The sequence below is a fragment of the Pseudomonas sp. S32 genome (assembly GCF_016648095.1).
Classification (GTDB): Bacteria; Pseudomonadota; Gammaproteobacteria; order Pseudomonadales; family Pseudomonadaceae; genus Aquipseudomonas; species Aquipseudomonas parafulva.
Genome location: NZ_JACVVF010000022.1, coordinates 63,755 through 90,584, shown reverse-complemented (window position 1 = coordinate 90,584; position 26,830 = coordinate 63,755). Strand labels below are relative to the sequence as shown.

30 protein-coding genes are annotated in these 26,830 nt (G+C 62.9%); 20 read left to right on the top strand and 10 right to left on the bottom strand.

Going from position 1 to position 26,830, the window contains the following annotated elements; all coding sequences use genetic code 11:
• The first annotated feature begins 181 nt into the window (after positions 1–181).
• Positions 182–619: a carboxymuconolactone decarboxylase family protein gene (locus IAE38_RS14185; RefSeq protein WP_201164142.1), complete on the top strand. Its 438-nt coding sequence runs from the start codon at positions 182–184 to the stop codon at positions 617–619.
• A 16-nt stretch (positions 620–635) separates the two neighbouring features.
• Here IAE38_RS14185 and IAE38_RS14180 read toward each other — a convergent pair whose 3' ends face one another.
• The gene (locus tag IAE38_RS14180) at positions 636–1,646 is read right to left on the bottom strand and encodes an AraC family transcriptional regulator (RefSeq protein ID WP_201164141.1); all 1,011 of its coding nucleotides are present in this window, start codon (positions 1,644–1,646) and stop codon (positions 636–638) included.
• 168 nt (positions 1,647–1,814) lie between these two features.
• On the opposite strand from IAE38_RS14180, the gene IAE38_RS14175 reads away from it, so the two are divergent.
• Genes IAE38_RS14175 through IAE38_RS14165 form a run of 3 tightly spaced genes read left to right on the top strand, consistent with a single transcriptional unit; the run spans position 1,815 to position 4,454 of the window.
• Positions 1,815–2,999, top strand: coding sequence for an acetyl-CoA C-acyltransferase family protein (locus IAE38_RS14175; RefSeq protein WP_201218084.1), 1,185 nt, complete (start codon positions 1,815–1,817; stop codon positions 2,997–2,999).
• 13 nt (positions 3,000–3,012) lie between these two features.
• A complete protein-coding gene (locus IAE38_RS14170) occupies positions 3,013–3,861 on the top strand; it encodes a 3-hydroxybutyryl-CoA dehydrogenase (RefSeq protein WP_201164139.1) in 849 nt (282 codons plus the stop codon).
• 11 nt (positions 3,862–3,872) lie between these two features.
• Positions 3,873–4,454 carry a TetR/AcrR family transcriptional regulator gene (locus IAE38_RS14165; RefSeq protein WP_201218083.1) on the top strand — a complete coding sequence of 194 codons (582 nt, stop codon included), beginning with the start codon at positions 3,873–3,875 and terminating at the stop codon, positions 4,452–4,454.
• Between the two features lie 37 nt (positions 4,455–4,491).
• On the opposite strand, the gene IAE38_RS14160 is transcribed toward IAE38_RS14165, so the two are convergent.
• Genes IAE38_RS14160 through IAE38_RS14140 form a run of 5 tightly spaced genes read right to left on the bottom strand, consistent with a single transcriptional unit; the run spans position 4,492 to position 10,988 of the window.
• A complete protein-coding gene (locus tag IAE38_RS14160) occupies positions 4,492–4,869 on the bottom strand; it encodes a response regulator (protein WP_028634402.1) in 378 nt (125 codons plus the stop codon).
• A gap of 44 nt (positions 4,870–4,913) precedes the next feature.
• On the bottom strand, positions 4,914–6,140 hold the full coding sequence (locus IAE38_RS14155; RefSeq protein WP_201218081.1) for a hybrid sensor histidine kinase/response regulator: 1,227 nt from the start codon (positions 6,138–6,140) through the stop codon (positions 4,914–4,916).
• Positions 6,134–6,709, bottom strand: a complete 576-nt coding sequence (locus IAE38_RS14150; protein WP_201164136.1) for a chemotaxis protein CheB — start codon at positions 6,707–6,709, stop codon at positions 6,134–6,136. The genes IAE38_RS14155 and IAE38_RS14150 overlap by 7 nt, the downstream gene beginning before the upstream one ends.
• Positions 6,706–7,527: a CheR family methyltransferase gene (locus IAE38_RS14145; RefSeq protein WP_201164135.1), complete on the bottom strand. Its 822-nt coding sequence runs from the start codon at positions 7,525–7,527 to the stop codon at positions 6,706–6,708. Before IAE38_RS14145 ends, IAE38_RS14150 begins: the two co-directional genes overlap by 4 nt.
• The gene (locus IAE38_RS14140) at positions 7,524–10,988 is read right to left on the bottom strand and encodes a response regulator (RefSeq protein ID WP_201218080.1); all 3,465 of its coding nucleotides are present in this window, start codon (positions 10,986–10,988) and stop codon (positions 7,524–7,526) included. Before IAE38_RS14140 ends, IAE38_RS14145 begins: the two co-directional genes overlap by 4 nt.
• Before the next feature lie 236 nt (positions 10,989–11,224).
• Here IAE38_RS14140 and IAE38_RS14135 point away from each other — a divergent pair, with 236 nt between their 5' ends.
• Positions 11,225–11,590 carry a response regulator gene (locus tag IAE38_RS14135; protein ID WP_060481248.1) on the top strand — a complete coding sequence of 122 codons (366 nt, stop codon included), beginning with the start codon at positions 11,225–11,227 and terminating at the stop codon, positions 11,588–11,590.
• Here the strand turns inward: IAE38_RS14135 and cobF are convergent.
• A complete protein-coding gene (gene cobF, locus IAE38_RS14130; RefSeq protein WP_201218079.1) occupies positions 11,587–12,351 on the bottom strand; it encodes a precorrin-6A synthase (deacetylating) in 765 nt (254 codons plus the stop codon). The genes IAE38_RS14135 and cobF overlap by 4 nt on opposite strands.
• 308 nt (positions 12,352–12,659) lie before the next feature.
• Here cobF and gloA point away from each other — a divergent pair, with 308 nt between their 5' ends.
• Together gloA and IAE38_RS14120 are read left to right on the top strand one after the other, a co-directional pair.
• Positions 12,660–13,187, top strand: a complete 528-nt coding sequence (gloA, locus tag IAE38_RS14125; RefSeq protein ID WP_201218078.1) for a lactoylglutathione lyase — start codon at positions 12,660–12,662, stop codon at positions 13,185–13,187.
• A 95-nt stretch (positions 13,188–13,282) separates the two neighbouring features.
• Positions 13,283–13,525 carry a hypothetical protein gene (locus IAE38_RS14120; protein ID WP_060481246.1) on the top strand — a complete coding sequence of 81 codons (243 nt, stop codon included), beginning with the start codon at positions 13,283–13,285 and terminating at the stop codon, positions 13,523–13,525.
• Between the two features lie 17 nt (positions 13,526–13,542).
• On the opposite strand, the gene IAE38_RS14115 is transcribed toward IAE38_RS14120, so the two are convergent.
• Positions 13,543–14,364, bottom strand: a complete 822-nt coding sequence (locus IAE38_RS14115) for a shikimate 5-dehydrogenase (RefSeq protein WP_201164132.1) — start codon at positions 14,362–14,364, stop codon at positions 13,543–13,545.
• Positions 14,365–14,522: 158 nt separating this feature from the next.
• Here IAE38_RS14115 and IAE38_RS14110 point away from each other — a divergent pair, with 158 nt between their 5' ends.
• The 4 genes from IAE38_RS14110 to pbpG all read left to right on the top strand — a co-directional run bounded on the left by IAE38_RS14110 (position 14,523) and on the right by pbpG (position 17,544).
• The gene (locus IAE38_RS14110) at positions 14,523–14,861 is read left to right on the top strand and encodes a hypothetical protein (protein WP_060481244.1); all 339 of its coding nucleotides are present in this window, start codon (positions 14,523–14,525) and stop codon (positions 14,859–14,861) included.
• 93 nt (positions 14,862–14,954) lie between these two features.
• On the top strand, positions 14,955–15,137 hold the full coding sequence (locus IAE38_RS14105; RefSeq protein ID WP_201218076.1) for a hypothetical protein: 183 nt from the start codon (positions 14,955–14,957) through the stop codon (positions 15,135–15,137).
• A 187-nt stretch (positions 15,138–15,324) separates the two neighbouring features.
• The gene (locus IAE38_RS14100; RefSeq protein ID WP_201218075.1) at positions 15,325–16,458 is read left to right on the top strand and encodes an HWE histidine kinase domain-containing protein; all 1,134 of its coding nucleotides are present in this window, start codon (positions 15,325–15,327) and stop codon (positions 16,456–16,458) included.
• Between the two features lie 156 nt (positions 16,459–16,614).
• The gene (gene pbpG, locus IAE38_RS14095) at positions 16,615–17,544 is read left to right on the top strand and encodes a D-alanyl-D-alanine endopeptidase (protein ID WP_201218074.1); all 930 of its coding nucleotides are present in this window, start codon (positions 16,615–16,617) and stop codon (positions 17,542–17,544) included.
• 13 nt (positions 17,545–17,557) lie between these two features.
• On the opposite strand, the gene IAE38_RS14090 is transcribed toward pbpG, so the two are convergent.
• Complete coding sequence (locus tag IAE38_RS14090; protein ID WP_201218072.1) at positions 17,558–17,989, bottom strand: hypothetical protein; 432 nt, start codon at positions 17,987–17,989, stop codon at positions 17,558–17,560.
• A gap of 153 nt (positions 17,990–18,142) precedes the next feature.
• On the opposite strand from IAE38_RS14090, the gene IAE38_RS14085 reads away from it, so the two are divergent.
• From IAE38_RS14085 to IAE38_RS14045, 9 genes are all read left to right on the top strand, one after another.
• Complete coding sequence (locus IAE38_RS14085) at positions 18,143–19,477, top strand: lysine N(6)-hydroxylase/L-ornithine N(5)-oxygenase family protein (protein WP_201218071.1); 1,335 nt, start codon at positions 18,143–18,145, stop codon at positions 19,475–19,477.
• 166 nt (positions 19,478–19,643) lie between these two features.
• A complete protein-coding gene (locus IAE38_RS14080) occupies positions 19,644–20,837 on the top strand; it encodes a PepSY-associated TM helix domain-containing protein (RefSeq protein ID WP_201218070.1) in 1,194 nt (397 codons plus the stop codon).
• Positions 20,834–21,373: a thiamine pyrophosphate-binding protein gene (locus IAE38_RS14075; RefSeq protein ID WP_201164125.1), complete on the top strand. Its 540-nt coding sequence runs from the start codon at positions 20,834–20,836 to the stop codon at positions 21,371–21,373. The genes IAE38_RS14080 and IAE38_RS14075 overlap by 4 nt, the downstream gene beginning before the upstream one ends.
• On the top strand, positions 21,370–21,690 hold the full coding sequence (locus tag IAE38_RS14070; protein ID WP_060481237.1) for a hypothetical protein: 321 nt from the start codon (positions 21,370–21,372) through the stop codon (positions 21,688–21,690). The genes IAE38_RS14075 and IAE38_RS14070 overlap by 4 nt, the downstream gene beginning before the upstream one ends.
• A complete protein-coding gene (locus tag IAE38_RS14065) occupies positions 21,687–22,256 on the top strand; it encodes a DUF6162 family protein (protein ID WP_201164124.1) in 570 nt (189 codons plus the stop codon). The genes IAE38_RS14070 and IAE38_RS14065 overlap by 4 nt, the downstream gene beginning before the upstream one ends.
• A gap of 17 nt (positions 22,257–22,273) precedes the next feature.
• The gene (locus IAE38_RS14060; RefSeq protein ID WP_201218069.1) at positions 22,274–23,176 is read left to right on the top strand and encodes a metal ABC transporter substrate-binding protein; all 903 of its coding nucleotides are present in this window, start codon (positions 22,274–22,276) and stop codon (positions 23,174–23,176) included.
• On the top strand, positions 23,173–23,919 hold the full coding sequence (locus IAE38_RS14055) for a metal ABC transporter ATP-binding protein (protein WP_028634423.1): 747 nt from the start codon (positions 23,173–23,175) through the stop codon (positions 23,917–23,919). Before IAE38_RS14060 ends, IAE38_RS14055 begins: the two co-directional genes overlap by 4 nt.
• Positions 23,919–24,818: a metal ABC transporter permease gene (locus IAE38_RS14050; protein WP_060481235.1), complete on the top strand. Its 900-nt coding sequence runs from the start codon at positions 23,919–23,921 to the stop codon at positions 24,816–24,818. The genes IAE38_RS14055 and IAE38_RS14050 overlap by 1 nt, the downstream gene beginning before the upstream one ends.
• Complete coding sequence (locus IAE38_RS14045; protein ID WP_201218068.1) at positions 24,815–25,678, top strand: metal ABC transporter solute-binding protein, Zn/Mn family; 864 nt, start codon at positions 24,815–24,817, stop codon at positions 25,676–25,678. The genes IAE38_RS14050 and IAE38_RS14045 overlap by 4 nt, the downstream gene beginning before the upstream one ends.
• A gap of 73 nt (positions 25,679–25,751) precedes the next feature.
• Here IAE38_RS14045 and IAE38_RS14040 read toward each other — a convergent pair whose 3' ends face one another.
• Entirely contained in the window at positions 25,752–26,816 is a 1,065-nt protein-coding gene (locus IAE38_RS14040) for a DUF1615 domain-containing protein (protein WP_201218066.1), read from the bottom strand.
• Positions 26,817–26,830 lie beyond the last annotated feature (14 nt).

Below are 26,830 nucleotides of genomic sequence, written 5' to 3'. Positions count from 1 at the left end.
ACCGGCAAAGCCGGTGCCACACACCGCGGTGCTTGCTTCGCGGGTAAACCCGCTCCCACAGGATGGCTTTTTGCTACAGAGCGGTGGTGAATTGGCCTCTGGGTTATTGTCGGGATTGGCTATCGTGGGCCGTGTAGAGGGGCGTTAGTGTAGGCCCCTTCCACAGCCTCAGGAGGCTACCGTGCACAACCGAATCGAATGGGCCAAACACGCGCCCGAAGCCCGTAAAGCCATGCTTGGCCTGGAGCAGGCCCTGGCCAGTAGTGGCCTGGAAAGCGACCTGCTGGAACTGATCCGCCTGCGCGCCTCGCAGATCAATGGCTGCGCCTACTGCGTCAACCTGCATGCCAACGACGCGCGCCAGGCGGGCGAAACCGAGGCGCGCCTGCAAACCTTGTGCGTGTGGCAGGAAACCGCCTACTTCACGCCACGCGAGCGGGCCGCCCTGGCCTGGGTGGAGAGCCTGACGCGGCTCCCGGAGCGCGGTGCGCCGCAGGCCGAATACGAAGCCCTGCACGACCATTTCGAGCCTGGCGAAGTGGTCAACCTGACTTTGGCCATTGCCACCATCAATGCCTGGAACAGGTTCGGCGTAGGCTTTGCGATGGTACCCGCCTGACCGCCCACCCGGTGCTTCAGTGCTGGGCGAGCAGCGCCCGGTAGCTGCCCGGGCTCTGCCCAGTCCACTTCTTGAAAGCGCGGTGGAACGCGCTGGGCTCCTGGAAGCCGGCCTGTTCGGCAATCTCGGCGATGCTCAGCACGCCCTCGCGCAAATGCTCAAAGGCCCTGGCGCGGCGCACTTCGTCCTTGATCTGCTGGTACGAACGGCCCTCACGCTCCAACTGACGGCGGAACGTGCTGGCGCTGATGCCTTGCGCTTGCGCCAGCACCGCCAGGGTAGGCCACTGCCCATGACGCCGGGCACGCAGATGGCGGTAAACCTTGGCGACCAGGCCATCATGGTTGCGAAAGCGGATCACCAGGCCCTGAGGTGCGCTGCGCAAAAAGGTTTTGAGGGCAGCCACGTTCTGCACCACGGGCAACTGCAGGTACCCACTGTCGAACTCCACTTCGGTGCGCCCGCTGCCCAGCCGCAGGTCCGGCCCCCACAACAGCAGGTCGTCCTCCTGAGCCGGGCGCCCGACGGCCAGTTCGGTGCGGTCGATGGCAATGCGCCGCCCGGCCAGCCAGCAGAGCATGCCAATCATCAGTACCAGGTAGGTTTCTTCGGCATAAACGCGGGTCAGAGGGTCCGGGATGCTCGATTGCACGCTTAGCAACGCCCTGCCACCGCGCACGCTCAGGCTGCCGCGCAGGTCACGCAGGAACAGGCCGAACCCTGCCAGGCACTGGCGCAGGGCTTTTTCCAGGTTGGGCTCCAGGATCAAGCCCCGGCAGATCAGGGCAAAGCTGCCCAACGGCATGCCATGGCTGTCCAGGCAGAAGAACTCGTCGTCCAGGTGCTGGATCAGGGCCAGCCACAGCCTGGCAACTGCCTTGGCCGGCACGCGCCCCTGCGGCTGCTGCAGCACGTGCGGGTCGATGCCCGCCGCCCGCAGGTATGAGTCGCGCACGGTGGGGTCGTTGCGCAGTGCGTGCAGCATGGGGCTGAGGAAGTACACGGCGACCGAATCGCTATCGCGCATGGTGGTGTTCGCTGTCTATGCTGAGTGGCAAAAAACGCCAAGGGTTCTGAACAGTTCCGGCATAGGCTGCAACGGTGCCTTTGCCTAGACTCGGACCCACTCCCGGGTCACCGGCCATTCTCGCAGAGGCTGGGCCGGTCCCGCCATGCTTTCGCTTCTGGAGCGCCCATGAGCAGCAAAGAAATCTACGTGGTCAGTGCCGTCCGTTCCGCCATCGGTGGCTTTGGCGGCGCACTGAAAGACTTGCCGTTGGCCGACCTCGCCAGCACGGTTACCCGGGCCGCCATCGAGCGCTCAGGTGTGGCAGCCGAACATATTGGCCATCTGGTGATGGGTACGGTCATCCCCACCGAACCGCGCGATGCCTACCTGGCGCGGGTGGCGGCCATCAACGCCGGCTTGCCGAAGGAAACCCCGGCGTTCAACGTCAACCGCTTGTGTGGTTCGGGCCTGCAGGCCATTGTTTCGGCAGCCCAGTGCCTGCTGTTGGGCGATGCCGAGGTGGCCGTGGCCGCTGGCGCCGAGTCCATGAGCCGCGGCCCTTACCTGTTGCCACAGGCCCGTTGGGGCGCGCGCATGGGGGACCTGAAAGGCATCGACTACACCATCGGGGTACTGCAGGACCCGTTCCAGCACTTCCACATGGGTATTACCGCCGAGAACGTCGCCACCCAGTGCGGCATCACCCGGCAGATGCAAGATGAACTCGCCCTGGTCAGCCAGCAGCGCGCAGCCCGCGCCATCGCCGAGGGCCGTTTTGCAGGCCAGATCGTGCCGCTGGAGCTGAAAACGCGTAAAGGCACGGTGCAGTTCAGCGTTGACGAGCACGTACGCGGGGATGTCACAGCTGAACAACTGGCGGGGATGAAACCCGTGTTCAAGCCAGACGGTTCGGTCACTGCGGGCAACGCCAGCGGCATCAACGATGGCGCTGCCGGCCTGGTACTGGCCAGTGGCGATGCGGTCAAGCGCCTGGGCCTTACGCCGCTGGCGCGTGTGGTGGGCTATGCCCACGCGGGTGTAGAGCCGGCGCTGATGGGGCTGGGGCCGATCCCGGCCACCCGCAATGTGCTGGCGCGCACGGGGCTCAAAGTGCAAGACCTGGATGTGATCGAGTCCAACGAGGCCTTTGCTGCCCAGGCCTGCGCCGTAGCCCGTGAGCTGGGCCTGGACCCGGACAAGGTCAACCCCAATGGCTCGGGCATTTCCCTGGGCCACCCCGTGGGCGCGACCGGGGCAATCATCGCCACCAAGGCCATCCATGAACTGCAACGCATCCAGGGGCGTTACGCCCTGGCCACCATGTGCATCGGCGGCGGCCAAGGCATCGCCGTCGTCTTCGAACGCGTCTGAACAGGGCTGCCCCATGAACATCGAACACATCGCCGTGATCGGCGCCGGCACCATGGGCAACGGGATCGCCCAGGTCTGCGCCATAGCGGGTTACCCAGTTTTGCTGGTGGATGTTGCTGACGCGGCGCTGGAGCGCGGTGTCGCCACCTTGAACAAGAACATGCAGCGCCAGGTGAGCAAAGGCACGCTGACGGCCGAGCAGGCAGCCGCCGCCAGCGCCCGTATCCGCACCACCACCGACTATGCCGGGCTTGGCACTGCGCAGCTGGTCATCGAGGCTGCCACCGAAAACCTGCAGCTCAAGCAGCGCATCCTCCAGCAAGTGGCGGCCAACGTTGCCACTGACTGCGTGATCGCCACCAACACCTCGTCGCTTTCGGTAACGCAGCTGGCCGCCAGTATCGAGCGCCCGGAGCGCTTTATCGGGGTGCACTTCTTCAACCCCGTGCCCATGATGGCGCTGGTGGAGATCATCCGCGGGTTGCAGACCAGCGACGGCACCTACGCCCAGGCGCTGCTGTTGACCGAAAAGCTCGGCAAGCGCCCGATCAGTGCCGGTAACCGCCCAGGCTTCGTGGTCAACCGTATTCTGGTACCGATGATCAACGAAGCCATCTTCGTGCGCCAGGAAGGCCTGGCCAGTGCTGAAGACATCGATACGGGCATGTGCCTGGGCTGTAATCAACCCATCGGCCCGTTGGCACTCGCTGACCTGATCGGCCTGGACACCTTGCTGGCGATCATGGAGGCCTTCCATGAGGGCTTCAACGACAGCAAGTACCGCCCTGCCCCCCTGTTAAGGGAAATGGTTGCGGCGGGCTGGCTCGGGCGCAAGAGCGGCCGCGGCTTCTTCACCTACTGAGGCGATACGCCATGCCCCCACTCGATGCCGCGCTGCGCTGTGCCAATTTTGAAGAGCGACGTGACCGGGCCATGGCGCTGTTCGCAGAAAAAGGCTTCGGCCAGGTCAGCATGCGCGAACTGGCCGCCCACATCGGGCTGAGCGCCGGCTCGCTGTATCATCACTTCCACAGCAAACAGGACCTGCTGTTCGACCTGATCGAGGAGCTGTACGAAGAGCTGCATGCCACTCTTGGCCAAAGCCGCCAGGCGATGGCACGTGGGGCATCGGCGCTGAGTTGCCTGGTTGCGGCGCACTGGCAATTGCATGCCGAGCGGCCCTTGCAGTTCCGCCTGGCAGAGCGTGACCTGTGCTGCCTCAACGAGGCGCAGCAGGCACAGCTGGCGGCGTTGCGCTCACGGTATCAGGCGGAGTTGTTGCGGCTGATTGCACCGCAGGCCAGGCTGAACAAACAGGCATTGCTGGCCACCGCGCAGGTGTTGGCAACGTTGCTGAATCAATTGCCAGGCATGCTCCAGGCATTGCCCGAGCGCGAGGGCCTGGCCCTCATGGAACGCATTGTACTGGGCGGGCTGGAGCGGGCCTTGGCTTAGGCACCCCACTTTTTGGCAACGTTACCCCCGCCCTGCATCAGCACAGCTGGTTCTGGATCTGATCGCGCAACGTGTTCAGGTCGAATGGCTTGGCCAGAATCGGCGCCTTGCGCGCGATAGGGCTGCCAGACTCAAGGATTTCCGCCGGGTAGCCACTGATGAAGATCACCTTCAGGTCCGGGCGCAACTTTACCGCGGGCTCGGCGATGTCTACACCGGAAATGCCGCCAGGCAAGCGGAAGTCGGTCACCATCAAGTCGAGGTGCGGCTTGCTCGCCAAAATGGCGAACGCCTGCTCGCCGTCTTCCGCCACCAGCACGTGGTAGCCCTCACCGGCCAGGTAGTCCCGCAGAATCATGCGGATTGCCGGCTCATCTTCCACCACCAGCACCACATCTTGCGCATCTTCACTCATATCGAAACCTTGAAATTCTTGCAGTTGGCCATCAGACCCCAGGCTCAGGCAGAGGTTGCCCGCACCTGATCGTTTTGTTGTTCTCGCTCACCGAGCGGTAATTGCAGGGTGAAGGTGGCACCTTCGCCCTCCTCGCTTTCCACCACTATACGCCCGCCATGGGCCTGTACGATCTGGTCGGAAATGTACAACCCCAACCCCAGCCCGCCTGTGGCCTGCTGCGTCGCCACCCGCTCGAACTGCTGGAAGATGCGCCGCTGGTTGGCGGCACCAATACCGATGCCGTGGTCCTGAACCTGGACGCACGCCATGTCGTCCTCCTGAAACACCCGAACCTGCACAGGTTTGCGTTCGCCATAACGCAAAGCATTGGACAACAGGTTGGCCAGTACTTGTTCAATCCGAAATTCGTCCCACTCACCGTGCATATGCCCAGGGCACTGCAGCTCGATACACGTGTCCAGCGCAGCGGCCTGGGCAGCGAAGTTTTCCGCCAGCCCACGCACCAGCTGGCACAGGTCGAATGCCTTCGGGCGCAGGGACAGTTTGCCGGTGCGGATGCGCGAAACGTCGAGCATGTCTTCAATCAAGCGGATCAGGCTGTTGATCTGCCGTTCATCGCGCTCGACCATGGCCTGGAGCTTGTCGTGGCTGAAGGCATCGAGGTTGCCGCGCGCCAGGTGCAGCTTGCGCAGCTGGGTTTCCAGAATCAGGCCGTTGAGCGGAGTGCGTACTTCGTGGGATACGATCGACATGAAGTCGTCACGCATGCGCACGGCACGCTCAAGCTCCCCACGCGCAGCCTGCAACTGGCCGAGCAGCTGTTCCTGCTCCTGACGGCTGCGCTCCAGCGCCTGCAACTGCCGGTCCAGCACCTTGCGCTGGCGGTAAAGGTCGACGAACACCGAGACCTTGCTCTTCACCGCGAAGGTATCCAGCGGCTTGTAGAGAAAGTCCACTGCCCCGCTTTCATAGCCCTTGAAGGCATAGTCCATCTCGCGCCCGGCTGCGGTCACGAACACGATCGGAATGTTGCGGGTTTTCTCCGTGCCACGCATCAGTTCGGCCAGCTCGAACCCATTCATGCCGGGCATCTGCACATCCAGGATCGCCAGGGCGAACTCGTGCTCGAGCAACAGCGACAATGCGGCTTCGGCGGACTGTGCCTGGTGCACCTCACGGTCCTCGCCCTGGATCAGGGCGTCGAGGGCGAGCAGGTTCTCCGGCAAATCATCGACGATCAGCAATTTGGCGATGGTGTGGCTTAGCATACGCTGGGTTCCAGGGTTGCGAGCAACTGCTCGATGCCGCTCAGAGGAAGAATATGGTCAGGCCTGTGCAGGGCCAGGGCGGCCTCCGGCATCAGCGCAACCTGTGCGTCGCGGGGGTCCTGAACGATGGTCCGGCCGCCGCTGTTCTTGATGTAGGCCAGCCCTTCGGCGCCGTCTTCATTGGCACCGGTGAGCAGTATACCCAGCAGGCTTTCGCCATAGGCATCCGCTGCCGACATGAAAAGGTAGTCGATGGAAGGCCTGGAAAAATGCCGCGGGGGCTCCTGGCTCAGCGACAGGGTCAGGTCACGCTCTACCGACAGGTGGTAGCCAGGGCCGGCCACGTAGATCGCCCCCGGCTGCACAGGCTGCTTGTCACGCGCTTCGCACACCGGCCGGCCAAGGCGGCGTTGCAACACATCGGCCAGGTGGCTTTCGCGGTTGTGCGGCAAGTGCAGCAGGCATAGGACCGACACTGCCATGTCGGCCGGCAGCCCGCCCAGCACCTTGAACAGCGCTGTCACGCCGCCTGCCGAGGCGCCAATTACCACAGCACGGATACCCTTCATAGCTTGCGGTAAATCCGTTCGGGCCGAACCCAGGGTTCGAAGCGCTGACCGTAGGCAGAAAAGTCAATCGACTCCTTGCTGCCCAGCACCAGAAAGCCGCGGTGGCACAACGATTCATGGAACAGGCCCAGGGCGCGGTCCTGCAACGCCTTGTCGAAATAGATCAGCACATTGCGGCACGAGACCAGGTGGGTTTCGGAAAACACGCTGTCGGTGGCCAGGCTGTGATCGGCAAAGGTCACCTGCTCGCGCAAGGTGCTGTCCATGATCGCGTTGCCATAGGCTGCCGTGTAGTACTCGGCGAAGTCCCGGCGCCCACCCGCCAGCCGGTAGTTCTCGGCGTATTCACGCATGCTCTGCATGGAATAGATGCCTTGCTTGGCTTTTTCCAGCGAACGGGGGTTGATGTCGGTGGCATAGATGATGGTGCGCTCCAGCAGGCCTTCCTCGCGCAGCAGGATGGCCATGGAATACACCTCTTCACCGGTGCTGCAACCCGCGATCCACACCTTGATCGATGGCCAGGTGTGCAGCAACGGCACCACCTCCTGGCGCAAGGCCAGGAAGTGGCCGGGGTCTCGGAACATCTCACTGACCGGGATCGTCAGGTACTGCAACAACTGCATGAACATGCTCGGGTCGTGCAGCACACGCTCCTGCAGTGCCGAGACGGTATGGCAGTCGAACTGGCGCAAGGCATGCAGGATCCTGCGCTTGATCGAAGCGCCGGAATAATTGCGGAAATCGTAGCTGTACTTGAGGTAGATCGCCTCGATCAGCAAACGGATTTCAATGTCGGTGTTACGTTCGCTACTCAAATTCGCTCCAGTTGCGGTAGCCATACGCGGATCAACGAGAACAGGCGGTCCAGGTCGATGGGTTTGGCCAGGTAGTCGTTGGCACCTGCCTGCAGGCAGCGGTGCTGGTCATCCTTCATGGCCTTGGCGGTCACGGCGATGATCGGCAGCTTGCGCCAGCGCGGTTGCTGGCGGATCAACCGGGTGGCCTCGAAGCCATCCATTTCCGGCATCATCACATCCATCAGCACCAGGTCGATGTCTTCATGCTGCTCAAGGCGCTCGATGGCTTCACGCCCGTTGCGGCCAATCTCGACGATGGCACCCTTGTGCTCCAGGGCGCTGGTCAGGGCGAAGATGTTGCGCACATCGTCGTCCACCAGCAGGATCTTGCGGCCTTCGAACACCTTGTCGCGGCTGCGCGCGGTCTTGAGCATGCGCTGGCGCTCATGGGAGAGCTGCGATTCGACCTTGTGCAGGAACAGCGTCACCTCGTCGAGCAAACGCTCCGGCGAGCGTGCGCCCTTGATGATGATCGAGCGCGAGTACTTGAGCAGGTCGGCCTCTTCCTCGCGGGTGAGGTTGCGGCCGGTGTAGACGATGACCGGCGGGAACGAGCGGATGTCTTCTGCCGTCATGCGCTTGAGCAGTTCGTTGCCCAACATGTCTGGCAGCTTGAGGTCGATGATCATGCAGTCGTAGATGTTCTCGCGCAGCAGTGCCAGCGCCTCCTGCGCCATGCCCACTGCAGTGATCTCGACATCGTCGTCGCCAATGAGGCGGGCGATGCTCTCGCGCTGCAGGTCGTCGTCTTCCACCAGCAGGATGTGCTTGAGTTTCTGGGTGAGCTTGGCCTCCAGCCGGGCGAACACTTCCTTGAGTTCCTCACGGCTGGTGGGTTTGACCGCATAGCCCACCGCGCCCATGTGCATGGCCGCCTCTACACGGTCCTCCACCGAAATGATGTGTACCGGGATGTGCCGGGTATTGGCCTGCTCCTTGAGGCGCTGCAGCACCGTGAGCCCAGAGTGGTCCGGCAGGCGCATGTCGAGCAGGATGGCGTCGGGGATGAACCGTGCGGCCAGCTCGAAGCCTTCGTCGGCGCCATGGGCCACCAGGCAGCTGTAGCCCAGTTCATGGGCCAGGTCGAACAGGATGCGCGCGAAATTCGGCTCATCTTCGATCACCAGGATGCAGCGGTTGGCGAACGGCGCACGCTCGCGGTCATCGGTGAAGGCCAGCGGCGGCGCCTTGGGCGCGAGGGCGGATGGCACGGGTGCCAGGGGTACTGGCTCTGCTGCCGGGCGCAGGCTCAGGGGCTGGAACTGCTGCTCAACGCCATCATGGTGCTCCGGCAGCGTCAGACTGAACACACTGCCCTTGCCGGGCGTGCTCTCGACGGTAATCTGCCCACCCAGCAGGTGGGCAAGGTCACGGGAAATCGACAGCCCGAGGCCCGTGCCGCCGTAGCGGCGGTTGCTGGTGCCATCCACCTGGTGGAATGCGCCGAAAATCGCCTGCTGCTGGTCGCCGGCGATGCCTATACCGGTATCGCGCACGGTGAACGTGATGCCCGTGCCAGGCGTGTGGCCGATGTTCAGGCTGACCTGGCCGCGCTCGGTAAACTTGATGGCGTTGGACAGCAGGTTCTTGAGGATCTGCTCCAGGCGCTGGCGGTCCGTAAAGAGGGTGGCCGGGACCTGGGCGTCGGCGGTGACCTCGAACGCCAGGCCTTTCTGACCGGCCAGCGGCCTGAACATATCGCGCAAACCTTCGACCAGGCGCTCGACGTGGGTGGTTTCGGGTCGCACTTCGAGCTTGCCAGCCTCGACCTTGGCGATGTCGAGAATGTCGTTGATCAGGTTGAGCAGGTCATTGCCCGCCGAATAGATGGACTCGGCGAACTTGACCTGCTCCTGGCTGAGGTTGCCTTCACCGTTCTCTGCCAGCAGTTTGGCCAGAATCAGCGAACTGTTGAGCGGGGTGCGCAGTTCGTGGGACATGTTGGCCAGGAACTCGGACTTGTATTTGCTCGAGCGCTGCAACTCGTCGGCGCGGGCCTGCAACTCGGCCTGGGCACGGCTGAGTTCCTCGTTCTTGAGGTCCAGGGCGTCGGTGCGGTCGGACAACTGCTCGTTGGTTTGCTCAAGTTCCGCTTGCTGGGTTTCCAGGTAGGCCTGCGATTCCTTGAGCACGCGCGACTGTTCTTCGAGTTCTTCGTTGGCCGTTTTCAGCTCTTCCTGCTGCACTTGCAGTTCTTCGTTGAGCTGTTGGGTTTCGGCCAGTACTTCCTGCAGGCGCTGGCGGTAGCGGGCGGTTTCGATGGACATGCCCAGGTTGCCAGCCACGCGCTCGAGCATCTCGGCGTCACGCTCCTGGAGCGGCCGCAACAAGCCCAGCTCGATGACGCCGTTGACCAGGCCGTCCTCGGTAGCCGGCACGATCAGGCCACTGCGCGGCAGGCCACTGCCCAACCCGGAAGCGAGCCGGTAGTAATCCTGGGGCAGATCGTCCAGGCGGATGATGCGCTCTTCGCGCACCGCCTGCGCCAGCAACCCGTGATGGTCGCCCAGGCGCTGCTCACGCGCCTGCTCATCGGCGCCCAGGCCATAACTGGCGACACGCACCAGGTTGCCGTGCTCGTCGCGCACATAAACCGCGCCCACCACGCTGCCCAGATAAGAGGCGAAAAAGCGCAGGATGTTGTCACCCAGCATGGGCAGTGTCAGCTGCCCAAGCACCTGCTGAGCCAGTTGCGTCTGGCCATTGCGCAGCCACGCCTGATGTTCCAGCCGCTCAGCGGCACGTTGCTGCGCCCGCAGGTTCTGGTCGTAATTGCTGGAAAGCGCAATCAGGTCGCGGCGGCCCAGGTAGGCGAGCAGCGCGCTGAGCCCGATAAGCAGAATAATGAAGGCGGCAATGGAGGTAACGGTAATGGTGCTGACCGACTCGTTACGCGTCAGGCGCAGTTGCTGTTCTGCACCGATCAAGTCCTCGAACTCCCGGCGGATTTCATCGGTCAGGCGCTTGCCGCGGCCTTTGCCGATCATATCGCGGTAGTCACCCTCGCCGCGCCGCAGGCTGATCATCTCGGCGCCAAAATCGTTCCAGGCACGCTGCAGCGCGATCAGCCGATCAATCCGGGCGACTTGCAGCGGGTTGTCTTCCACAAGCCCGCGCAGCCCCTGCAGGCTGTTGAAGATACGCGGCTTGGCCACTTCGTATGGGTCCAGGAAACGCTCGTCACCACTGATCAGAAACCCGCGCATGCCGGTTTCCATGTCGATGGACAGCTTCTGTGTCTCGTTGGCGTCGCTGATCACCCGGTCGGTGTGCTCCACCCACTGCATGGCCGAGAGCAAATAGTTGATCACGGCAACGAACGCCACGGCGCCCAGCAGGCCCAGGCCCAGTGGCAGGCCAATATTGCGGCTCAGCAGCCTGCGAAAGCTGCGTTGGTCCATCGAGGCTGCTTGAATCATGTGATAACGCCCGAGCAATTAACGTCCATGTAGGCCATGGCCGATCATTCGTTATTGTGAGCCACCGCGTGCGTGAAGCAAATCCTGCCTGGTCGGTCAGGGCGGGGCATTTAGCCAGTATTTGAAAGATGCCTGCGCCAATCGTTCCATCTAATTGATGAGAAAGGTATCCTCGGGAACTTCTGGGGCCCTTCAGCTTACAGATTAGAGACACTATTAACGACAGGATCCCAACCATGCCCCTTCTGGTAGTCGAAGACGACGACATCGTACGCATGCTGATGGTCGATGTGCTCGAAGAACTCGGCTACGAGATTATCGAGGCAGAAGACGCAACGTCTGCCCTGCGAGTACTCGAGGACGCTAACCAGCACCTGGACCTGATGATAACCGATGTGGGTTTGCCGGACATTCGGGGTGAAGAGCTGGCGGCCCGTGCGCGGGGCTTGCGCCCGGTACTCAACATCATGTTCGCCAGTGGCTATGCCGACAGCTTCGATCTGCCGGAGGGCATGCACCGGATCAGCAAGCCGTTCAGCATCGATCAGCTCCGGGACAAGGTGGCCGCGATCGTGGGCCCAGGTGCGGGGGACGAGGGTTAATAGGTTTCGCCCGCTGTTTCGCGTCGCAACAGGTACGTGTCCATGATCCAGCCTTTGCGACGCCGCGCGCCGGCCCGCAGTTCAAGGATGCGCGCTTTGACGGCCTCCAGAGGGCCGGCGACCAGTAATTCGTCCTCGGTGCCCAGGTAGGCGCCCCAGTAGATCGTAAGGGCCGGGTCATTCAGGGTGGCGAATGCGCACTGGCCATCGAGCATGACTACCACGTTGTCAATTCGATCGACCCCCGCCAATTGCCGCCCGGGCAGTATCACCAGAGGCTCGCCGATGCGGTTGAGGGTTATCTGATGACGGGCTGCCAGCACTTGCACGCTGCTGATACCAGGGATGACGTGCACCTGCAGCTCCACGCCCTGCTCGCGCACCCGCGTTAAAATACGCAGCGTGCTGTCGTACAGGGTTGGCTCGCCCCATGACAGGAAGGCGCCGCACTCGCCCGCAGCGATGTGTTGCTCGATCAACGTGGCATAGACGGTGGCGCGCTCGCGGTGCCAATCACGCACGGCGCCCACGTAGTCGGCTGGGTTGCCTTCCCGTGTAGGGTCGGGCATTTGTACCAGGCGGTAGCCGCCCTCTGGGCGGTAGCGTTCGAGGATGCGTTTGCGCAGGTGCAACAGGTCTTGCTTGTCAGGGCCTTTGTCCATGATGAAGAACACGCTGGCGCGGCGCAGGGCGGTGACTGCCTGGTACGTGACCTGGGCGGGGTCGCCTGGGCCTATGCCAATGAGCAAGACTTCTTTCACAGGTACGCCTTCCAGAGTGTTTGATTCGCGGATTCGTAAGCGCGAGCATAGCGTGCGATGCGCAGGTGGTTTTGACAAATGATGATGAAACATGAACGCCTGCTTCACACATTTTTCACACCGCCGGGGGCATCATCAACACAGCTAAAGGATTAGCGACCCCATCAAGCGCCCGCACACGCGGGCCTCTAATTCCAACGCCCTGCCCCGTGCAGGGCGTTTTATTTGCGCAATCGATTCACTGCCGTATTATGGGCAGCCTGTCCGTTTTGCCGGGGTACCACTCCCGGCCCGTCTCAGGAGTACACATGAGCCTGCACGATCTGCAAACCCTGCCGGGCGTGACCGCCCAACCCGATACTGCCACCGCCCAGTTCGTGTTCAACCACACCATGCTGCGGGTCAAGGACATCCAGAAATCGCTGGACTTCTACACCCGTGTACTGGGCTTCCGCCTAGTGGACAAGCGCGATTTTCCCGAGGCCGAATTCAGCCTGTACTTCCTAGCCCTGGTCGATCCACAGCACATTCCCGAAGATGACCACGCACGCCACCAGTGGATGAAATCGATCCCGGGTGTACTCGAGCTCACTCACAACCACGGCACTGAAAGCGATGTCGGCTTTGCCTATCACGATGGCAATACCGACCCACGGGGTTTCGGCCATATCTGCGTCTCGGTACCGGATGTCCGTGTCGCCTGTGCACGCTTCGAAGCCCTGGGCGTACCCTTCCAGAAGCGCTTGCAGGATGGCCGCATGAACCACCTGGCCTTCATCAAGGACCCTGATGGCTACTGGGTTGAAGTGATCCAGCCCACCGACCTCAAGGGCTGAGGCCCTGCCGGGCTCGCTCGTCGGGCCAAGGCCCCCGGGCGCCCCGCTGTGGTATATGAAGTGAAGGCTTCACCTGCCACAGCGAGGTACTGACCATGCAATCCCTGCACTGTGAATACCGCCAGCACATCATCACCGCCAGTGTGATGCCCCACCCCGACTCGCCCCTGCCCTACAGCGCCGGCTGCCTGATTACTGCCCCTGATGGGCATATGAGCAGACGTCTGTCGATGCCGATGCAGTTTTTCTCCGACCTTGGCAATGCCCAGCACGTATCGCTGGCTCACGGTCGCGCACTGGTCGATCGCCAGCTGGACGATGGGCAGCAGGTGTTCTGAGGCACCGTGATCGGGCATCAGGCCTCCCTGGCGTAAGCCACCGCTGCCTGCACCTGGCTGTGCGTGGGCCTCACACCGGTGTACAGCACAAACTGCTCCAGCGCCTGCAGGGCGATCACCTCCAGGCCGGTAATGACCGGCTTGCCCAACGCTTGGGCGCGGCTGATGAGTGGCGTTTGCGCAGGCATCGCGACCACGTCGAAGACCCGCTCGGCCGCAGCGATGGCGTCTTCGCTGAATGCCAGCTGATGGGCCTCCGGGCCGCCGGCCATGCCCACCGGTGTAACGTTCACCAGCATCGGTGGGCACAGGTCGCCCAGTTCGGGCAGCCAGCGATAGCCGCAAACATCCGCCAACTGTCGGCCCGCCTGCTCGTTGCGGGCGACGATGATGCCTTCGGTAAAGCCTGCATCGCGCAGGGCGCTGGCCACTGCCTTGGCCATGCCGCCGCTGCCGCGCAAGGCAAACGCGGTACAAGGGTCGACCTGATGCTGGCTTAGCAACTGGCGCACGGCCATGTAATCGGTGTTGTAGGCCTTCAGGTGGCCGTCGGTGTTCACCAGCGTGTTGACCGACTCGATGGCGGCTGCGGAAGGGTCGATCTCATCCACGAGCGCCATGCAGGCTTCTTTGTAGGGCATGGAGACCCCACACCCGCGAATGCCCAGTGCGCGGATACCCGCCACCGCCGCTGGCAGGTCATCGGTGCGCATGGCCTTGTAGTAGAAGTCCAGGCCGAGCTGTTGATACAGGTGGTTATGAAAGCGCACACCAAAGGTGCCAGGGCGGCCTGCCAGGGAAATGCACAGTACGGTATCCCTGCTGGGGGTGGTGGACATGGCTGCTCCTCGGTCATGAGTAAAACGATTGAGCAGCGTACCAGAGCGCTCCATTTGTCGCCCCTTACACAACCTTTACCCTTCCCCCATACACAGCAGACCGGAGGCCGAGTCATAGTAAGCAGGCCCCGACTCGGGGTTTTCCATGAGGTTGCTCCATGAACCGTAATATTGCCGCAATCGCACTGCTGGCCGGCGCCTTGGCCATCAGCGGGCCCGCTGCTGCCCATGGTCGCGGTTGGGCCGGGCCCGGGCCCCTGCTGGGTGCCGCTGTGGTCGGTGCAGTGATCGGCGCAACGGCCTACGGCGGCCATGACCGCACCGTTTACGTCGAACGCCCGCCCGTGTACTACGCGCCGCCACCGGTTTACGTACAGCCACCGCCCCAGCCGGTCTACTACCAGCCTTACTACGCGCCCGCCCCGCCACCGCCGCCACCGGGCTACCGAGCCTACTATGGCCCGCCACCGGTCTATTACGGCCCACCCCGCTGGTAAGGTTGAAAGAACTGATAACGACTATTGAGCACGTTGATTTCTCATGCCACGCGCTGATGGCTAAGGTAGAGCCATGTTCCACAGGAGGCACCCATGGCCACTATCCAGATCATGTCCGTTGTCGGCAGCGCAGTGCCTACCCCGCTGCGGGAGCAGGGCCTGTTGGCCTGCTGGTACCTGATACGCAACGGCGAAGCGGTGAGTGGTCCGTTGCCTAGCCTGGCATCTGCCAAAGCGCTGGCCGAGCAGTTGCAACCCGGCACGTTGTTGGCATGACACCCCATTTCATGCGTTGCTCCCTCCCTTGTTGCCCGCCTTCGTGCGGGCTCTTTTTTTGCGGCTCGGTGCACGCCGTTTTCATCGCTACTGCGGCCAGTACCAAAAAGCGGTAACCTTCCAAGGCTGAGCATTCGTCCCTCCGCTGACGAACAGCGTTGGTATTTCCGGACGAGGCTTCCTGCATATGACCGCATTGGTCGATGATTTTCGTGATAGAGCCGTGGATGTCATGGCCAGGGGCGGTTCGATTCTGCCGCTGCTCGAAGCCTTGGTCATTGCCCTGGCTGCGGGTATTCCCGGCAGCCATGTGGGTGTCAACATCCTCGACAAGCCGGGTAAAACCTTTCGGTACTCGCTCTTCCCAAGCGTACCGGCCGACTTCAGCAAACAATTGGTGGGCAACCCGATTACCGGCAAGCGCGGCTCCTGCGGCCTGGCGATTTTAAGTGGCAAGGTCATAGAGGTGCCTGAAGTCGCCACCGATGCGCGTTTTTCTCCCGAATGGAAAAACCTGTTTCACCAGCACCGCTTGCTGGCGCTGGCCTCATTCCCTGCCTTGAGCAAAGAGGGCGATGTGCAGGGTACGCTGGCCGTCATCTACGACCCGCAGAGGCCACTCAATCCCGAGCAGCGCCACGCCATCACCTGCGCTTCACGGCTGTGTGCGCAACTGTGTGCCTACAGCCGCACCCAGGAGGCTAACCGGATACTTATCGCGGAACTCGATCACCGCATGAGAAACCTGTTCAGCACCATCGGTGCGGTCGCGGTGCTCACAGCGAGGCACTACCCGGAGTTCCCGCAGTTTCGTAGAACGCTGGACAACCGCTTGTTGATGATGCAGAAAGCTCACGCGTTGGCATTGGCCGACAAATCATCGCGCCTCACTGAGTTGCTGGCTGAAACCCTGGCCCCGTATATGGCAGAGACGGCAGGCTGCTACTCGGGCCCTGACATCATCCTGGCGCCCGAGGCTGCCTCCGCATTGGCGTTGGTTTTGCACGAACTGGCAACCAACGCCGCCAAGTACGGGGCATTCTCCCAGCCTGGGGGCGCGGCGACTATCCGCTGGCACCTGGAAGACCATGCCGAAGAAGGCTGCCAATTCAGGTTCGCATGGCAGGAACATAATGGCCCGCCGGTCAGCCCTCCCCAGCGCAAAGGGTACGGTTCGCTGATGATTCACGGCAGCTTGCGCAATGCGTTCGATGGGAAGGCAGAATTTGCCTACCACGTCGAAGGGTTGCGCTGCACCATCAGCGCCCCGTTCAGCGCACGCCTGGGCAAGGCGGCCGAGGGCGAGTGCGTAATCATATGATTGGGGACCGCCTTGCGGCCCGGATTAAATTCTCTTCACCTTGCGCCCTTTTGGAATAAGGCATTCGACAGCTGTTCAGCCATACTCCAGAATGCGCCGGTTCTGGGAAAAACCCTCGCACAGCCAACGACATACCAACCATTAGTGAGTCACAACGTGAAAACAACCCTGTCCATCCTCAGCCTGCTGCTGTTGCTCACAGGTACCGCAACCCACACGTCGATTGCTGCTGCCGCTCAGCCTCACGCCCAACTTCAGCGCGACCCTGCCAAACTGCACCTGGCATCGGGCAGCGCGTTGCTGATCGACCTGAACACCAATCAGGAACTGTATTCAAGCCATCCAGACCGGGTGCTGCCCATCGCTTCGGTCACCAAGTTGATGACGGCGATGGTGGTGCTTGACGCGAAGCAGCCGATGGACGAAATGCTGACCATGACCATTGCCAACAACCCGGAGATGAGAGGCGTTTATTCACGGGTGCGGCTGGGCAGTGAACTGAACCGCCACGAAACCCTGCTGATTACCCTGATGTCATCGGAAAACCGTGCGGCCACCACCCTGGCCAACCACTACCCCGGTGGCTACCCGGCGTTCATCAAGGCAATGAATGCCAAGGCCCGCAGCCTGGGCATGGCCCACACACGCTATGTGGAGCCTACCGGGCTGTCCACCCAGAACGTCTCCACCGCTCGGGACCTGACCAAGCTGCTGATGGCGTCGCGCAAGTACCCCATGCTCAGCAGCCTGTCGACCACGCGTGAAAAAACGGTGGCCTTCCGCAAGCCCAACTACACCCTGGGTTTCCGCAACACCGACCACCTGGTCAACAAGAGCAACTGGGACATCAAGTTGACCAAGACGGGGTTTACCAACGAGGCAGGGCACTGCCTGGTGCTGTTGACCCGCATGGACAACCGCCCTGTGGCGATGGTGATTCTCGATGCATTTGGCAAGTACACCCACTTCGCCGATGCCAGCCGTATGCGCCAATGGCTGGAAACCGGTGCGACCAAACCGGCCCCGGCCGTGGCCATGCAATACAAGGCCGATAGACACGGCAAGGGCCGTGTGGCGGCCGAGTAGCCCTCACCGCAGGTCAGGCCTCGGCGCTGAACGTGGCGCCGGCGCTGCTGCTGCCGCTGTCCTTCAATAGCTGCAGCAATTGCCCGGAGGCCGCCAAGATCTGCCCGCTGAGGTTGGCGATGCTGGCTTGCTTGGCCGCCACCGCAGCGGCCTTGGCGGTGTCCTCCATGTTGCTGGCCATCAGTGCTGCCAGCTGCTTCTGCTCCTCGGCCAGCTGCTTTTGCAGATCCTTGATCAATTGCCGCAGCTGCTTCACCGCTTCCGATTCACCCAGGTCGCTGGCCTCGGTGTCTTGCGTCTGGCTAGCCTTGGAAATCCGCATGCTGTCGCTGGGGATGGTCACAGCGCCGCCAGGGGTGGCGGCCTGAGCGGTAGCGGCGGCCTCACTCAGTGCCTGGGCCGAGACCCCATTGATCATCAGGTTGCTTGCGTTTATCCCTGCCATGTGGGCTCCCTTCAAAGGTTATGTTCGTCCTACCTCTGCCTATCGGCCGCCGTGGCCGGGTCTTTAGGCTGCTAAATTCCCTATCCCCTGGCTCGTTCCAAAACATGTATCAGCGCTGGCGCGCTCACATTCGACCTTCAGGGAATTGCAGCCATGACCCAGGCCTCACAGCAGGAAACTATCAAAGATCTGATCGGCGTGGGCTTTGGCCCCTCGAACCTCGCCCTGGCCATCGCCTTGGAAGAACTTGCCGAAGTGCAGGGCCATGCACTGGATGCATTGTTCATCGACAAACAGCAGGATTACCGCTGGCATGGCGAAACCCTGGCGACCCAGAGCGAGTTGCAGATCTCGTTCCTCAAGGACCTGGTGTCGCTGCGCAACCCCACCAGCCCCTACAGCTTCGTCAACTACCTGCACCAGAAGCAACGCCTGGCCGATTTCATCAACCTGGGCACCTTTTACCCGTGCCGCCTGGAGTACAACGATTACCTGCGATGGGCAGCGGAGCATTTCGCCACCCAGGCCGTGTATGGCGAAGAAGTACTGCGCATCGAGCCCGAGGTTGTAGCCGGCCGCGTCGAACATTTGCGGCTGGTGTCGCGCGACGCCCAGGGCCGGGAATACAGCCGTCGTACCCGTTCGGTGGTGGTGGGCAGTGGTGGCACCCCGAAAATTCCGCAGAAATTTGGCGCGTTCAAGGATGACCCTCGGGTATTCCACCACTCCCAGTACCTCAGCAGCCTGAAGAAACTGCCTTGCACCGACGGCAAACCCATGCGCATTGCAGTGATCGGCTCGGGCCAGAGCGCCGCAGAGGCATTCATCGACCTGAATGACAGCTACCCGTCGGTCAAGGTGGACATGATCCTGCGCGCCACGGCCCTGAAGCCCGCGGACGACAGCCCGTTCGTGAACGAAATCTTTGCCCCGGACTACACCGACCTGGTCTTCAACGAACCGGCCGAACAACGCAGCAAGTTGCTGGGTGAATACCACAACACCAACTACTCGGTCGTGGACCTGAACCTGATCGAACGCATCTACGGCGTGCTCTACCGGCAGAAGGTCGCCCACCAGCACCGTCACAACGTGCTGTGCCGTCGCCAGGTGGAAGCGGTGGTGGCCACCCGCGACGGGTTGGAGCTGACACTCAGTGACCTCGCCACCGGTCAGCAGCAGACGCACCGCTACGACGCCGTGATCCTGGCGACCGGCTACGAACGTCGCTCGCACCGCGAGCTGCTGGCGCCGCTGGCAGGTTACCTGGACGATTTCAACGTCAACCGCAATTACCGGGTACTGGCCAGCCCTGACCTGCAGGCTGCGGTGTATCTGCAGGGGTTCTGTGAGAACAGCCATGGCCTGAGCGACACCCTGCTGTCGGTGCTGCCATCGCGTGCAGCAGAAATTGGCCGGGCCCTCTACCACGACCTGTCGCACCTGCAAGGCAAATCGCAACCTGCTGTAGCGCTGACCAGCGCCTGACCCACCTCTTCCAGGCCGGCCCATGGTTCCACCACGGGCCGGCTTCGGCCATCTGAAACATTTGCTTGCATTTAAAACGACGGTTTTTTGATTCTCATTCGTCCTTATCAGTACAGCCCTTTTTGGTTGGGCTCACGCTCGACTATCCCCTGTAGAAGACTGTCTGATGGCCAAAACACCGAAAAAATCCAAGTCCAGGTTGTGGTTCCTGGTCCACAGCTGGCTCGCCTTGCCGATCTGGTTCTTCGTGCTCATCGTTTGTTTCACTGGCATGCTCGCCGTGGTCAGCCAGGAGATCGTCTGGCTGGCCGACCCGGCGGTGCGGGCGAACAAGCCTGATGGCGACGTGCAGCGCATGACCTTCCAGCAGGTACTGAATGCCCTGCATGAAGCCAAGCCAGACATGATCGTGGGTGGCCTCAGCCAGCCAGATGGCTCGCATTTCGCCGTCAAGGCCAATGTCACCCTGCCAGACGGCACCAGCCCGACGCTTTATGTAAACCCCTACACCGGCGCCATCCAGGGCAAGACCCCGGACTTCAACTTCGAAGCCTTCACCCGCGCGCTGCACGGTTGGTGGCTGGTGCCCTTCACCAATGGCTATAGCTGGGGGTGGTACCTGGTCTCGATACTGGGCCTGCCCATGCTGGCTTCGCTGGTGACCGGGCTGGTGGTGTACAAGAAGTTCTGGAAGGGCTTCTTCAAACCGGTGCGAACCGGCCATGGCTCCCGGATTTTCTGGGGTGACCTGCACCGCCTGGCCGGAGTGTGGTCAATCTGGTTCATTGCAGTCATTTCCATTACCGGTACCTGGTTCCTGATCCAGGCGATCCTTTTTGACAATCACATCACCCTCTCAAGCGAGAAGGTCGTGCCTGTCATCGCCCGGGAGCAGGTCCCGCAAACCCAAGACGGTTCCCCAGCCCCGCGCATCGACCTGGACGAGGCTGTGCGCCTGGCAGGCCTGGCCATCCCCGGGCTGGAAGTCAGCTTCGTTTCACTGCCGTCTACCGCTTACAGCCACATCAACCTGGGCGGCCCAGGCTGGTACCCATTGATGCACCAGAGTGCGGCGGTAAACCCTTACACCCGCACGATCGACAGCCAGTTTCTGATCAGCGACAGGTCGGCGCTGGAGTTCGTCACCGAATCCATGCGCCCGCTGCACACGGGCGATTTTGGTGGCTTGCCGATCAAGCTGGTGTGGTTCTTCTTCGGGCTAGTACTGACCCTGATGGTGTTCAGCGGCCTGCTTATCTGGACCAAGCGTACCGCCCAGGCCACTGCGGCCGCGCTCAAGCGTGGTGAACGCGCCCCCCGCAACCTCCCGCGTGAAACCACTGTGGAGATCCACTCATGAGCCGGGCCCAGACCCTCACCGCCAGCCCGTTGAAACAAGCCTGGCTGAAATGGCGCTTTCACCTGAACATCCTGCTGATCCTCATTCCACTGGGCTTCATGCCCAAGTACTTCGCCGATGCCAAACTGTTCCGCGGCGACGCGGGCCTGGGCGCCAACATCGTGCGCGACATCCAAGTTGGCCCCTACAGCCTGGACCTGGCCGAGATGCGCGATGAGGCACCTTTGGCCGACGGCCCTGCCGGCTTTTTCAAAGTCTTCAACGCAGCACTGTGCAAGGCCTGCATCCAGGACGTGAAGGCGACCTACCTGCGTATCGGAAAACCACGCAGCCTGCGCGCTGCTGGCACCATTTTCTTCGGTGCGCCCTACAGCATGGCCACCTCATTGCCCATTCCCCCACGCACCAGCCCCGATGCCCAGATCTGGATCACCGTGGAAGGCTGGGACGGCAGCATGCACCAGGCTTCGGTCCCATTGGCCCAGGCATCCCCCGCTACCGTGGCGTGGCTCAAGAAACAAGGAGGCAAGAAATGAAACACCTGATGCGCACCTTCGCGCTACCGATGCTGCTACTGGCCGCCGCCCCGGCGATGGCCCACAACCCCATGTGCGAATGCGAGGAACTTGCCAGCGGCCAGGTCAAGTGCACGGGGGGCTTCTCCGATGGCAGCGGCGCCCCTGGCGTAACCCTGGACGTGATTGGTTACGACGAGCAGGTGCTGGTCGGCGGCAAGCTGGGGGAAGACTCGACCCTGACCTTCAAGCGCCCTGATGGCGAGTTCTATGTGCTGTTCGACGCCGGCCCCGGGCATGTGGTGGAAGTCGACTACGCCGACATCCCACAACCATGAGCCGCGCCCAGGTGATACGCCCGGCGGGTGCCGGGCACGAAACCCTGTACGTGCTGCTGTTCAGCGCACTGATCGTCTTGCTGGCAGCAGGGGTGGTGGCGCTGCGTGGCGAGCGTGAAGACGAGCAGGCCATCGAGCGCCACCAGCTCGATGCACGCCGTGACCTGACTGCAGCCGAACAGGGCCTGTATACCGACCTGAGGGTGGCCTTCGACGAAATCCAGATGCTGCGCGAAGAACGCCAGGCTGCCCCGGGTGTGCAGGCGCTGGCCGAAGACGGCCTGCCGCCTTTCGTCGATGACGCCGGCAGCCAGAGCCGCGGCAACCATCAGTGGACGTGGCTGCAGGCCGGCGCCTACCTCGGCCGCAGCCAGGCCCCGGACATCGCCGGCAGCCTGCTGCTGATCCTGCCCGCTGGCAACGACGGCCAACCGGATATCTGGCTACGCCGCGACAGCAGCCACATGCCACCTGACGACCTCGGCCAGGCAGCCTTGATTGCAGCGGGCTGGCGGCAGGTGGTCAGCCACTACGACGCCGGTGTCACCCGCGAACACCGCCACTGAACCCAAAAGGACTTCCCATGTTTCGCTCCGCCCTCGCCCTGCTTCTGGCCATCGCCCTGCCGGCCACGGCCCTGGCCGACAGTGGCAAGCCACTGCGCATCGGCATCACCCTGCACCCGTACTACAGCTATGTGAGCAATATCGTCGCAGACAAGGCAGAAGTGGTGCCGTTGATTCCTGCGGGTTTCAACCCCCACGCCTACGAGCCCCGGGCTGAGGACATCAGGCGCATCGGTACACTGGACGTGGTGGTGCTCAACGGTGTAGGCCATGACGATTTTGCCGACCGCATGATCGCCGCCAGCGAGAAGCCCGGCATCGCCACCATCGAGTCCAACCAGAACGTCCCCTTGCTCGCCGCCACAGGCATCGCCGCACGGGGTGCCGGCAAGGTCGTCAACCCCCATACCTTCCTGTCCATCAGCACCACCATTGCGCAGGTCAACAACATCGCCCGCGAGCTTGGCAAGCTGGACCCGGCAAACGCCAAGTTCTACACGCAGAACGCCCGCGCTTATGGCAAGCGCCTGCGCACCCTGCGGGCCGAGGCCTTGGCCAAGGTGACCGAGGCACCCAGTGCCACCTTCCGCGTGGCCACCATCCATGCCGCCTACGACTACCTGGTGCGCGACTTCGGCCTGGAAGTCACCGCCGTGGTGGAGCCGGCCCACGGCATCGAACCCAGCCCCGCCCAGTTGAAAAAGACCATCGACCAGTTGAAGGCGCTGGATGTGCGGGTGATCTTTTCAGAGATGGACTTCCCTTCCGCCTACGTGGAAACCATCCAGCGCGAGGCCGGCGTTCGCCTGTACCCACTGACCCACATCTCCTACGGGGAATACACCAAGGACAAGTATGAAGTGGAGATGAAGCGCAACCTCGATACCGTGGTGCGGGCCATTCAGGAGAACCGCGCATGACCGCCGCCGCCCACGTGCAGCCGGCTTGTGGCCCGGCCATCGAGTTCGGTGGCATCGACCTCACCCTGGGGCGCACGCGCATTCTTGAGCAGGTGGCCTTCAGCGTCGCGCCCGGCACTGTGCACGCCATCGTCGGCCCCAATGGTGGCGGCAAGAGTTCGTTGATCAAGACACTGCTTGGGCAGATGCCGCACCAGGGTCAGTTGACCCTGCGCTGGCCAGGCGAGCGGGAGGTTATCGGCTATGTGCCACAGGCGCTGGAGTTCGACCGTGGGCTACCCATGACCGTCGATGACTTCATGGCCGCCATGTGCCAGAAACGCCCCGCGTTCCTGGGTTTGTCCCGGCGGGTGCAGCCCGCCATCGACGCCGCGCTGGCGCGGGTCGGGATGTTGGACAAACGCAAGCGCCGCATGGGCGCGCTGTCGGGTGGTGAGCGCCAACGGGTGCTGCTGGCCCAGGGCCTGATCCCCGAACCGCAATTGCTGGTGCTGGACGAGCCCATGTCGGCGCTGGACGAGGCAGGCATTCAGGTGTTCGAGCAATTGCTGGCCGGTTGGCGCCAGGCCGGCACGACGGTGCTGTGGATCGAACACGACCTGGAGGCGGTGCTGCGCCTGGCAGACCGGGTCACCGGCCTGAGCCGCAAGGTGCTGTTTGACGCACCGCCCGCCCAGGCCCTAACGCCCGAGCGCCTGCTCGGCCTGTTCTCCGTTCACCCGCGCAGCGAGAGCCTTGCCTGATGAGCTTCGAATCCTTCCGTCAACTGGTCCAGCAGTGGGCCACACTGGGCTACCTGCCGGAGGCACTGGCCTACGGTTTTGTGGTCAACGCCTTGCTGGCAGGCCTGATGATCGGCCCGGTCCTGGGTGGGCTCGGCACCTTGGTGGTGGTCAAGCGCTTTGCGTTCTTCTCTGAAGCGGTCGGCCATGCGGCCCTCACCGGCGTGGCAATCGGCATCCTGCTGGGCGAGCCCTACACCGGCCCCTATGGCAGCCTGTTCGGCTACTGCCTGCTGTTCGGCATCCTGCTCAACTTCCTGCGCAACCGCACGGGGCTGTCGCCGGATACGTTGATCGGCGTGTTCCTGTCGGTGTCCCTGGCCCTCGGGGCCAGCCTGCTGTTGATGCTGGCAGGCAAAATCAACGTGCACATCCTGGAAAACGTGTTGTTCGGGTCGGTGTTGACCGTAAGCGGCCAGGACCTGGTCGTGCTGGGCATCGTCGCTGCGCTGGTGCTGGCCCTGGCCTTGCCGTTGTACAACCGGATCATGCTGGCCAGCTTCAATCCGCAGCTGGCTGCCGTGCGCGGCGTAGCAGTGAAAACCCTGGATTACCTGTTCGTGGTGCTGGTCACGCTGGTCACCGTGGCCTCGGTGAAAGTGATCGGGGCGATCCTGGTGGGTGCCTTGCTGGTGATCCCCGCTGCCGCCGCGCGTTTGGTCAGCCAGTCGCTCAAAGGCTTCTTCTTTCTGTCGGTGCTGATCGCCACGCTCAGCACCCTGCTCGGTATCTTGCTGCCCATCGTCTGCGACCTGCCGGTGCCCTCAGGCGCCGCGATCATCCTGGTTGCCGGCATCTGCTTCGCCCTCGCGGCACTGGCCCGCGCCCTCGTCCCACGCCTGCAAGGAAACCCGGCATGAATCTGAAACGCCTGACCCTGACAGTGGCCCTGGCCAGCCTGCCGTCGCTGTCGTTCGCCACCCAAGTACTGACCGCCCTGCCCGTGACCCATAGCCTGGCGAGCGCCCTGCTGGACGGCACCACGGTGGAGCTGAAACGGGCAGCACCGGCCAACCTGCCTGCCAGCCGGCAACCGTCGTACTTCAGCGGGCGCGGCGGCGCCAGTTTGCAGAAGGCGGCGCAGCAAGCCGACGCGGTGATCGGGCTGCGCTCCATATGGCGCGACGACCCGCTGTACCCGGTGGCCAGGCGCAGCAATATCCGCATCGTGGAAATTGACGCGGCGCGCCCCGTCGACGGCGCACTGCCGGGCATCGCGGTGACCGGTGACGATGCCCATGCCGCCTACCCCTGGCTGAACCCCACCAATCTCGGGCGCATGGCGGATGTGATGGCCAATGACCTGGAGCGGCTTTCGCCTCAGGACAAAACCAGGATCCAGGGCAACCTGGCGGGGTTCAAGCGCCAACTGCTGGAGCTGGCCGCCAGCAGCCAGATACGCCTGGCCAAGGTCGACAACCTGACAGTGGTGAGCCTGTCGGAGCGGCTGAGCTACCTGGCCAGCGGGTTGAACCTGGATGTGGTGGAGCAACCGCTGCCGAACGATTGGGATACCGCCGCGCTCGAGGCGCTGGGGGCAAACCTGAAGGCGCAGGATGTGGCCCTGGTGCTGGACCATCGGCAGCCGGAGGCTGCGGTGGCCGAGGTGATCAAGGCATCCGGGGCCAAGCTGGTGGTGGTGGAGAGTGACCCTGAGGATGCGCTGGGGGGGCTGAAGGCCAGTGTCGACCAGGTGATCAAGGCGCTGGGCGAAAGTTGATGCAGTGTGTGCCGGCTTCCGCTGGGGCCTGTGGGACCCAGCTTGCCGGCGATCGTAACCGAGAACCGCGTCGCTAACGCCGCATGCACCGCTGATACCGCTCATCCACCCGCCCGGCAAACCAGGCAGTGGTCAGTTTGCGCGTGATCTTGGGGCTTTTCAGCTCGATGCCGGGTAGCACCGCACGTGGCAGTGGCTTGCCAGCGGCGGCATCAGCCAACGCAAACACCCCCGCGTACAAACGGCTGTCTTCGAAGTCCAGCTGGGTGCCCTGCTCCAGCTGGCTGCGGACCTGCGGGTTGCGCAAGCCAAGCTTGGCGCCCAGCCTGCGCGCAGCCTGCTCTGTGGTACCTGGCATGATCGCACCAGGGGCTATCAGGTCACCGTCCAGTGCCAGTTGCACGCCCGTCACCTGGCTCAGCGCCGCCTGGAACGCAGCATTGCGGCTGGCGTACCAGCCTGCGTTGAAGTCGGCAAAACGGTACAGCTGGCGGTCGTAGCTGGCCGGGTAACCCAGCAGGTGGGCGATGCCGAAATACATCCCGCCACGGCGGCTGAACACCTCCTCGCGGATACTGCCAGCCTGGCTGTACGGGTAGCCCTGTGCATGCCGTACAGCGAAGGCGACGCTCACCTGCATCGGCCCACCGGTGCGCACCGGGTTCAGGCCACCGAGCAAGGTCTTGCCCAACGGCACCCGGGCGATCACCTCATCGTACAGTTCGCTGAGCTGCCGCTCACTGCGCACCGACAGCAATCGCTGCTGGTAGCTCTGACCGTTGCCGGAGGGGGTTTTCAATGCACCGTCGACCAGTAATCTGGGGATATGCAGCCGCGCCGCACGGCGGTCGATTTCGTCTCGGGCGATACGCCCCAGGTTGGGTACCTGCGGGTCAGCGTTGAAGGTGGACTCCTGCTCGGTCACCGCCAGCACCGCGCACAGGTTGCTCTGGCTGGGCTCAATGCCCTGGGCCTGAAACGCCGTCTGTATGTCGTCAGCCCAGCCCGCCCGGTCGCGTGCCTGTGCCGGCAGCAGGCGCATGAGCTGCGCACGCACCTGCGCCGGGTCGGCCTGGGGGGTAGGTTCGCGGCGCCCGGCGCAGCCTTGCAGCAGCGCCAGGGCGATCACCACGCCCATTACCGCGCGCCGGT

Coding starts and splice junctions, on each gene's coding strand:
- IAE38_RS14060 (WP_201218069.1), top strand. CDS start 22,274: ATGTTTCGCTCCGCCCTCGCCCTGCTTCTGGCCATCGCCCTGCCGGCC.
- IAE38_RS14105 (WP_201218076.1), top strand. CDS start 14,955: ATGGCCACTATCCAGATCATGTCCGTTGTCGGCAGCGCAGTGCCTACC.
- IAE38_RS14135 (WP_060481248.1), top strand. CDS start 11,225: ATGCCCCTTCTGGTAGTCGAAGACGACGACATCGTACGCATGCTGATG.
- IAE38_RS14120 (WP_060481246.1), top strand. CDS start 13,283: ATGCAATCCCTGCACTGTGAATACCGCCAGCACATCATCACCGCCAGT.
- IAE38_RS14040 (WP_201218066.1), bottom strand. CDS start 26,816: ATGGGCGTGGTGATCGCCCTGGCGCTGCTGCAAGGCTGCGCCGGGCGC.
- IAE38_RS14110 (WP_060481244.1), top strand. CDS start 14,523: ATGAACCGTAATATTGCCGCAATCGCACTGCTGGCCGGCGCCTTGGCC.
- IAE38_RS14115 (WP_201164132.1), bottom strand. CDS start 14,364: ATGTCCACCACCCCCAGCAGGGATACCGTACTGTGCATTTCCCTGGCA.
- IAE38_RS14090 (WP_201218072.1), bottom strand. CDS start 17,989: ATGGCAGGGATAAACGCAAGCAACCTGATGATCAATGGGGTCTCGGCC.
- IAE38_RS14075 (WP_201164125.1), top strand. CDS start 20,834: ATGAGCCGGGCCCAGACCCTCACCGCCAGCCCGTTGAAACAAGCCTGG.
- IAE38_RS14100 (WP_201218075.1), top strand. CDS start 15,325: ATGACCGCATTGGTCGATGATTTTCGTGATAGAGCCGTGGATGTCATG.
- IAE38_RS14050 (WP_060481235.1), top strand. CDS start 23,919: ATGAGCTTCGAATCCTTCCGTCAACTGGTCCAGCAGTGGGCCACACTG.
- IAE38_RS14165 (WP_201218083.1), top strand. CDS start 3,873: ATGCCCCCACTCGATGCCGCGCTGCGCTGTGCCAATTTTGAAGAGCGA.
- IAE38_RS14170 (WP_201164139.1), top strand. CDS start 3,013: ATGAACATCGAACACATCGCCGTGATCGGCGCCGGCACCATGGGCAAC.
- IAE38_RS14070 (WP_060481237.1), top strand. CDS start 21,370: ATGAAACACCTGATGCGCACCTTCGCGCTACCGATGCTGCTACTGGCC.
- IAE38_RS14085 (WP_201218071.1), top strand. CDS start 18,143: ATGACCCAGGCCTCACAGCAGGAAACTATCAAAGATCTGATCGGCGTG.
- IAE38_RS14175 (WP_201218084.1), top strand. CDS start 1,815: ATGAGCAGCAAAGAAATCTACGTGGTCAGTGCCGTCCGTTCCGCCATC.
- IAE38_RS14160 (WP_028634402.1), bottom strand. CDS start 4,869: ATGAGTGAAGATGCGCAAGATGTGGTGCTGGTGGTGGAAGATGAGCCG.
- IAE38_RS14065 (WP_201164124.1), top strand. CDS start 21,687: ATGAGCCGCGCCCAGGTGATACGCCCGGCGGGTGCCGGGCACGAAACC.
- IAE38_RS14045 (WP_201218068.1), top strand. CDS start 24,815: ATGAATCTGAAACGCCTGACCCTGACAGTGGCCCTGGCCAGCCTGCCG.
- IAE38_RS14150 (WP_201164136.1), bottom strand. CDS start 6,709: ATGAAGGGTATCCGTGCTGTGGTAATTGGCGCCTCGGCAGGCGGCGTG.
- IAE38_RS14155 (WP_201218081.1), bottom strand. CDS start 6,140: ATGCTAAGCCACACCATCGCCAAATTGCTGATCGTCGATGATTTGCCG.
- IAE38_RS14180 (WP_201164141.1), bottom strand. CDS start 1,646: ATGCGCGATAGCGATTCGGTCGCCGTGTACTTCCTCAGCCCCATGCTG.
- gloA (WP_201218078.1), top strand. CDS start 12,660: ATGAGCCTGCACGATCTGCAAACCCTGCCGGGCGTGACCGCCCAACCC.
- IAE38_RS14055 (WP_028634423.1), top strand. CDS start 23,173: ATGACCGCCGCCGCCCACGTGCAGCCGGCTTGTGGCCCGGCCATCGAG.
- IAE38_RS14080 (WP_201218070.1), top strand. CDS start 19,644: ATGGCCAAAACACCGAAAAAATCCAAGTCCAGGTTGTGGTTCCTGGTC.
- IAE38_RS14140 (WP_201218080.1), bottom strand. CDS start 10,988: ATGATTCAAGCAGCCTCGATGGACCAACGCAGCTTTCGCAGGCTGCTG.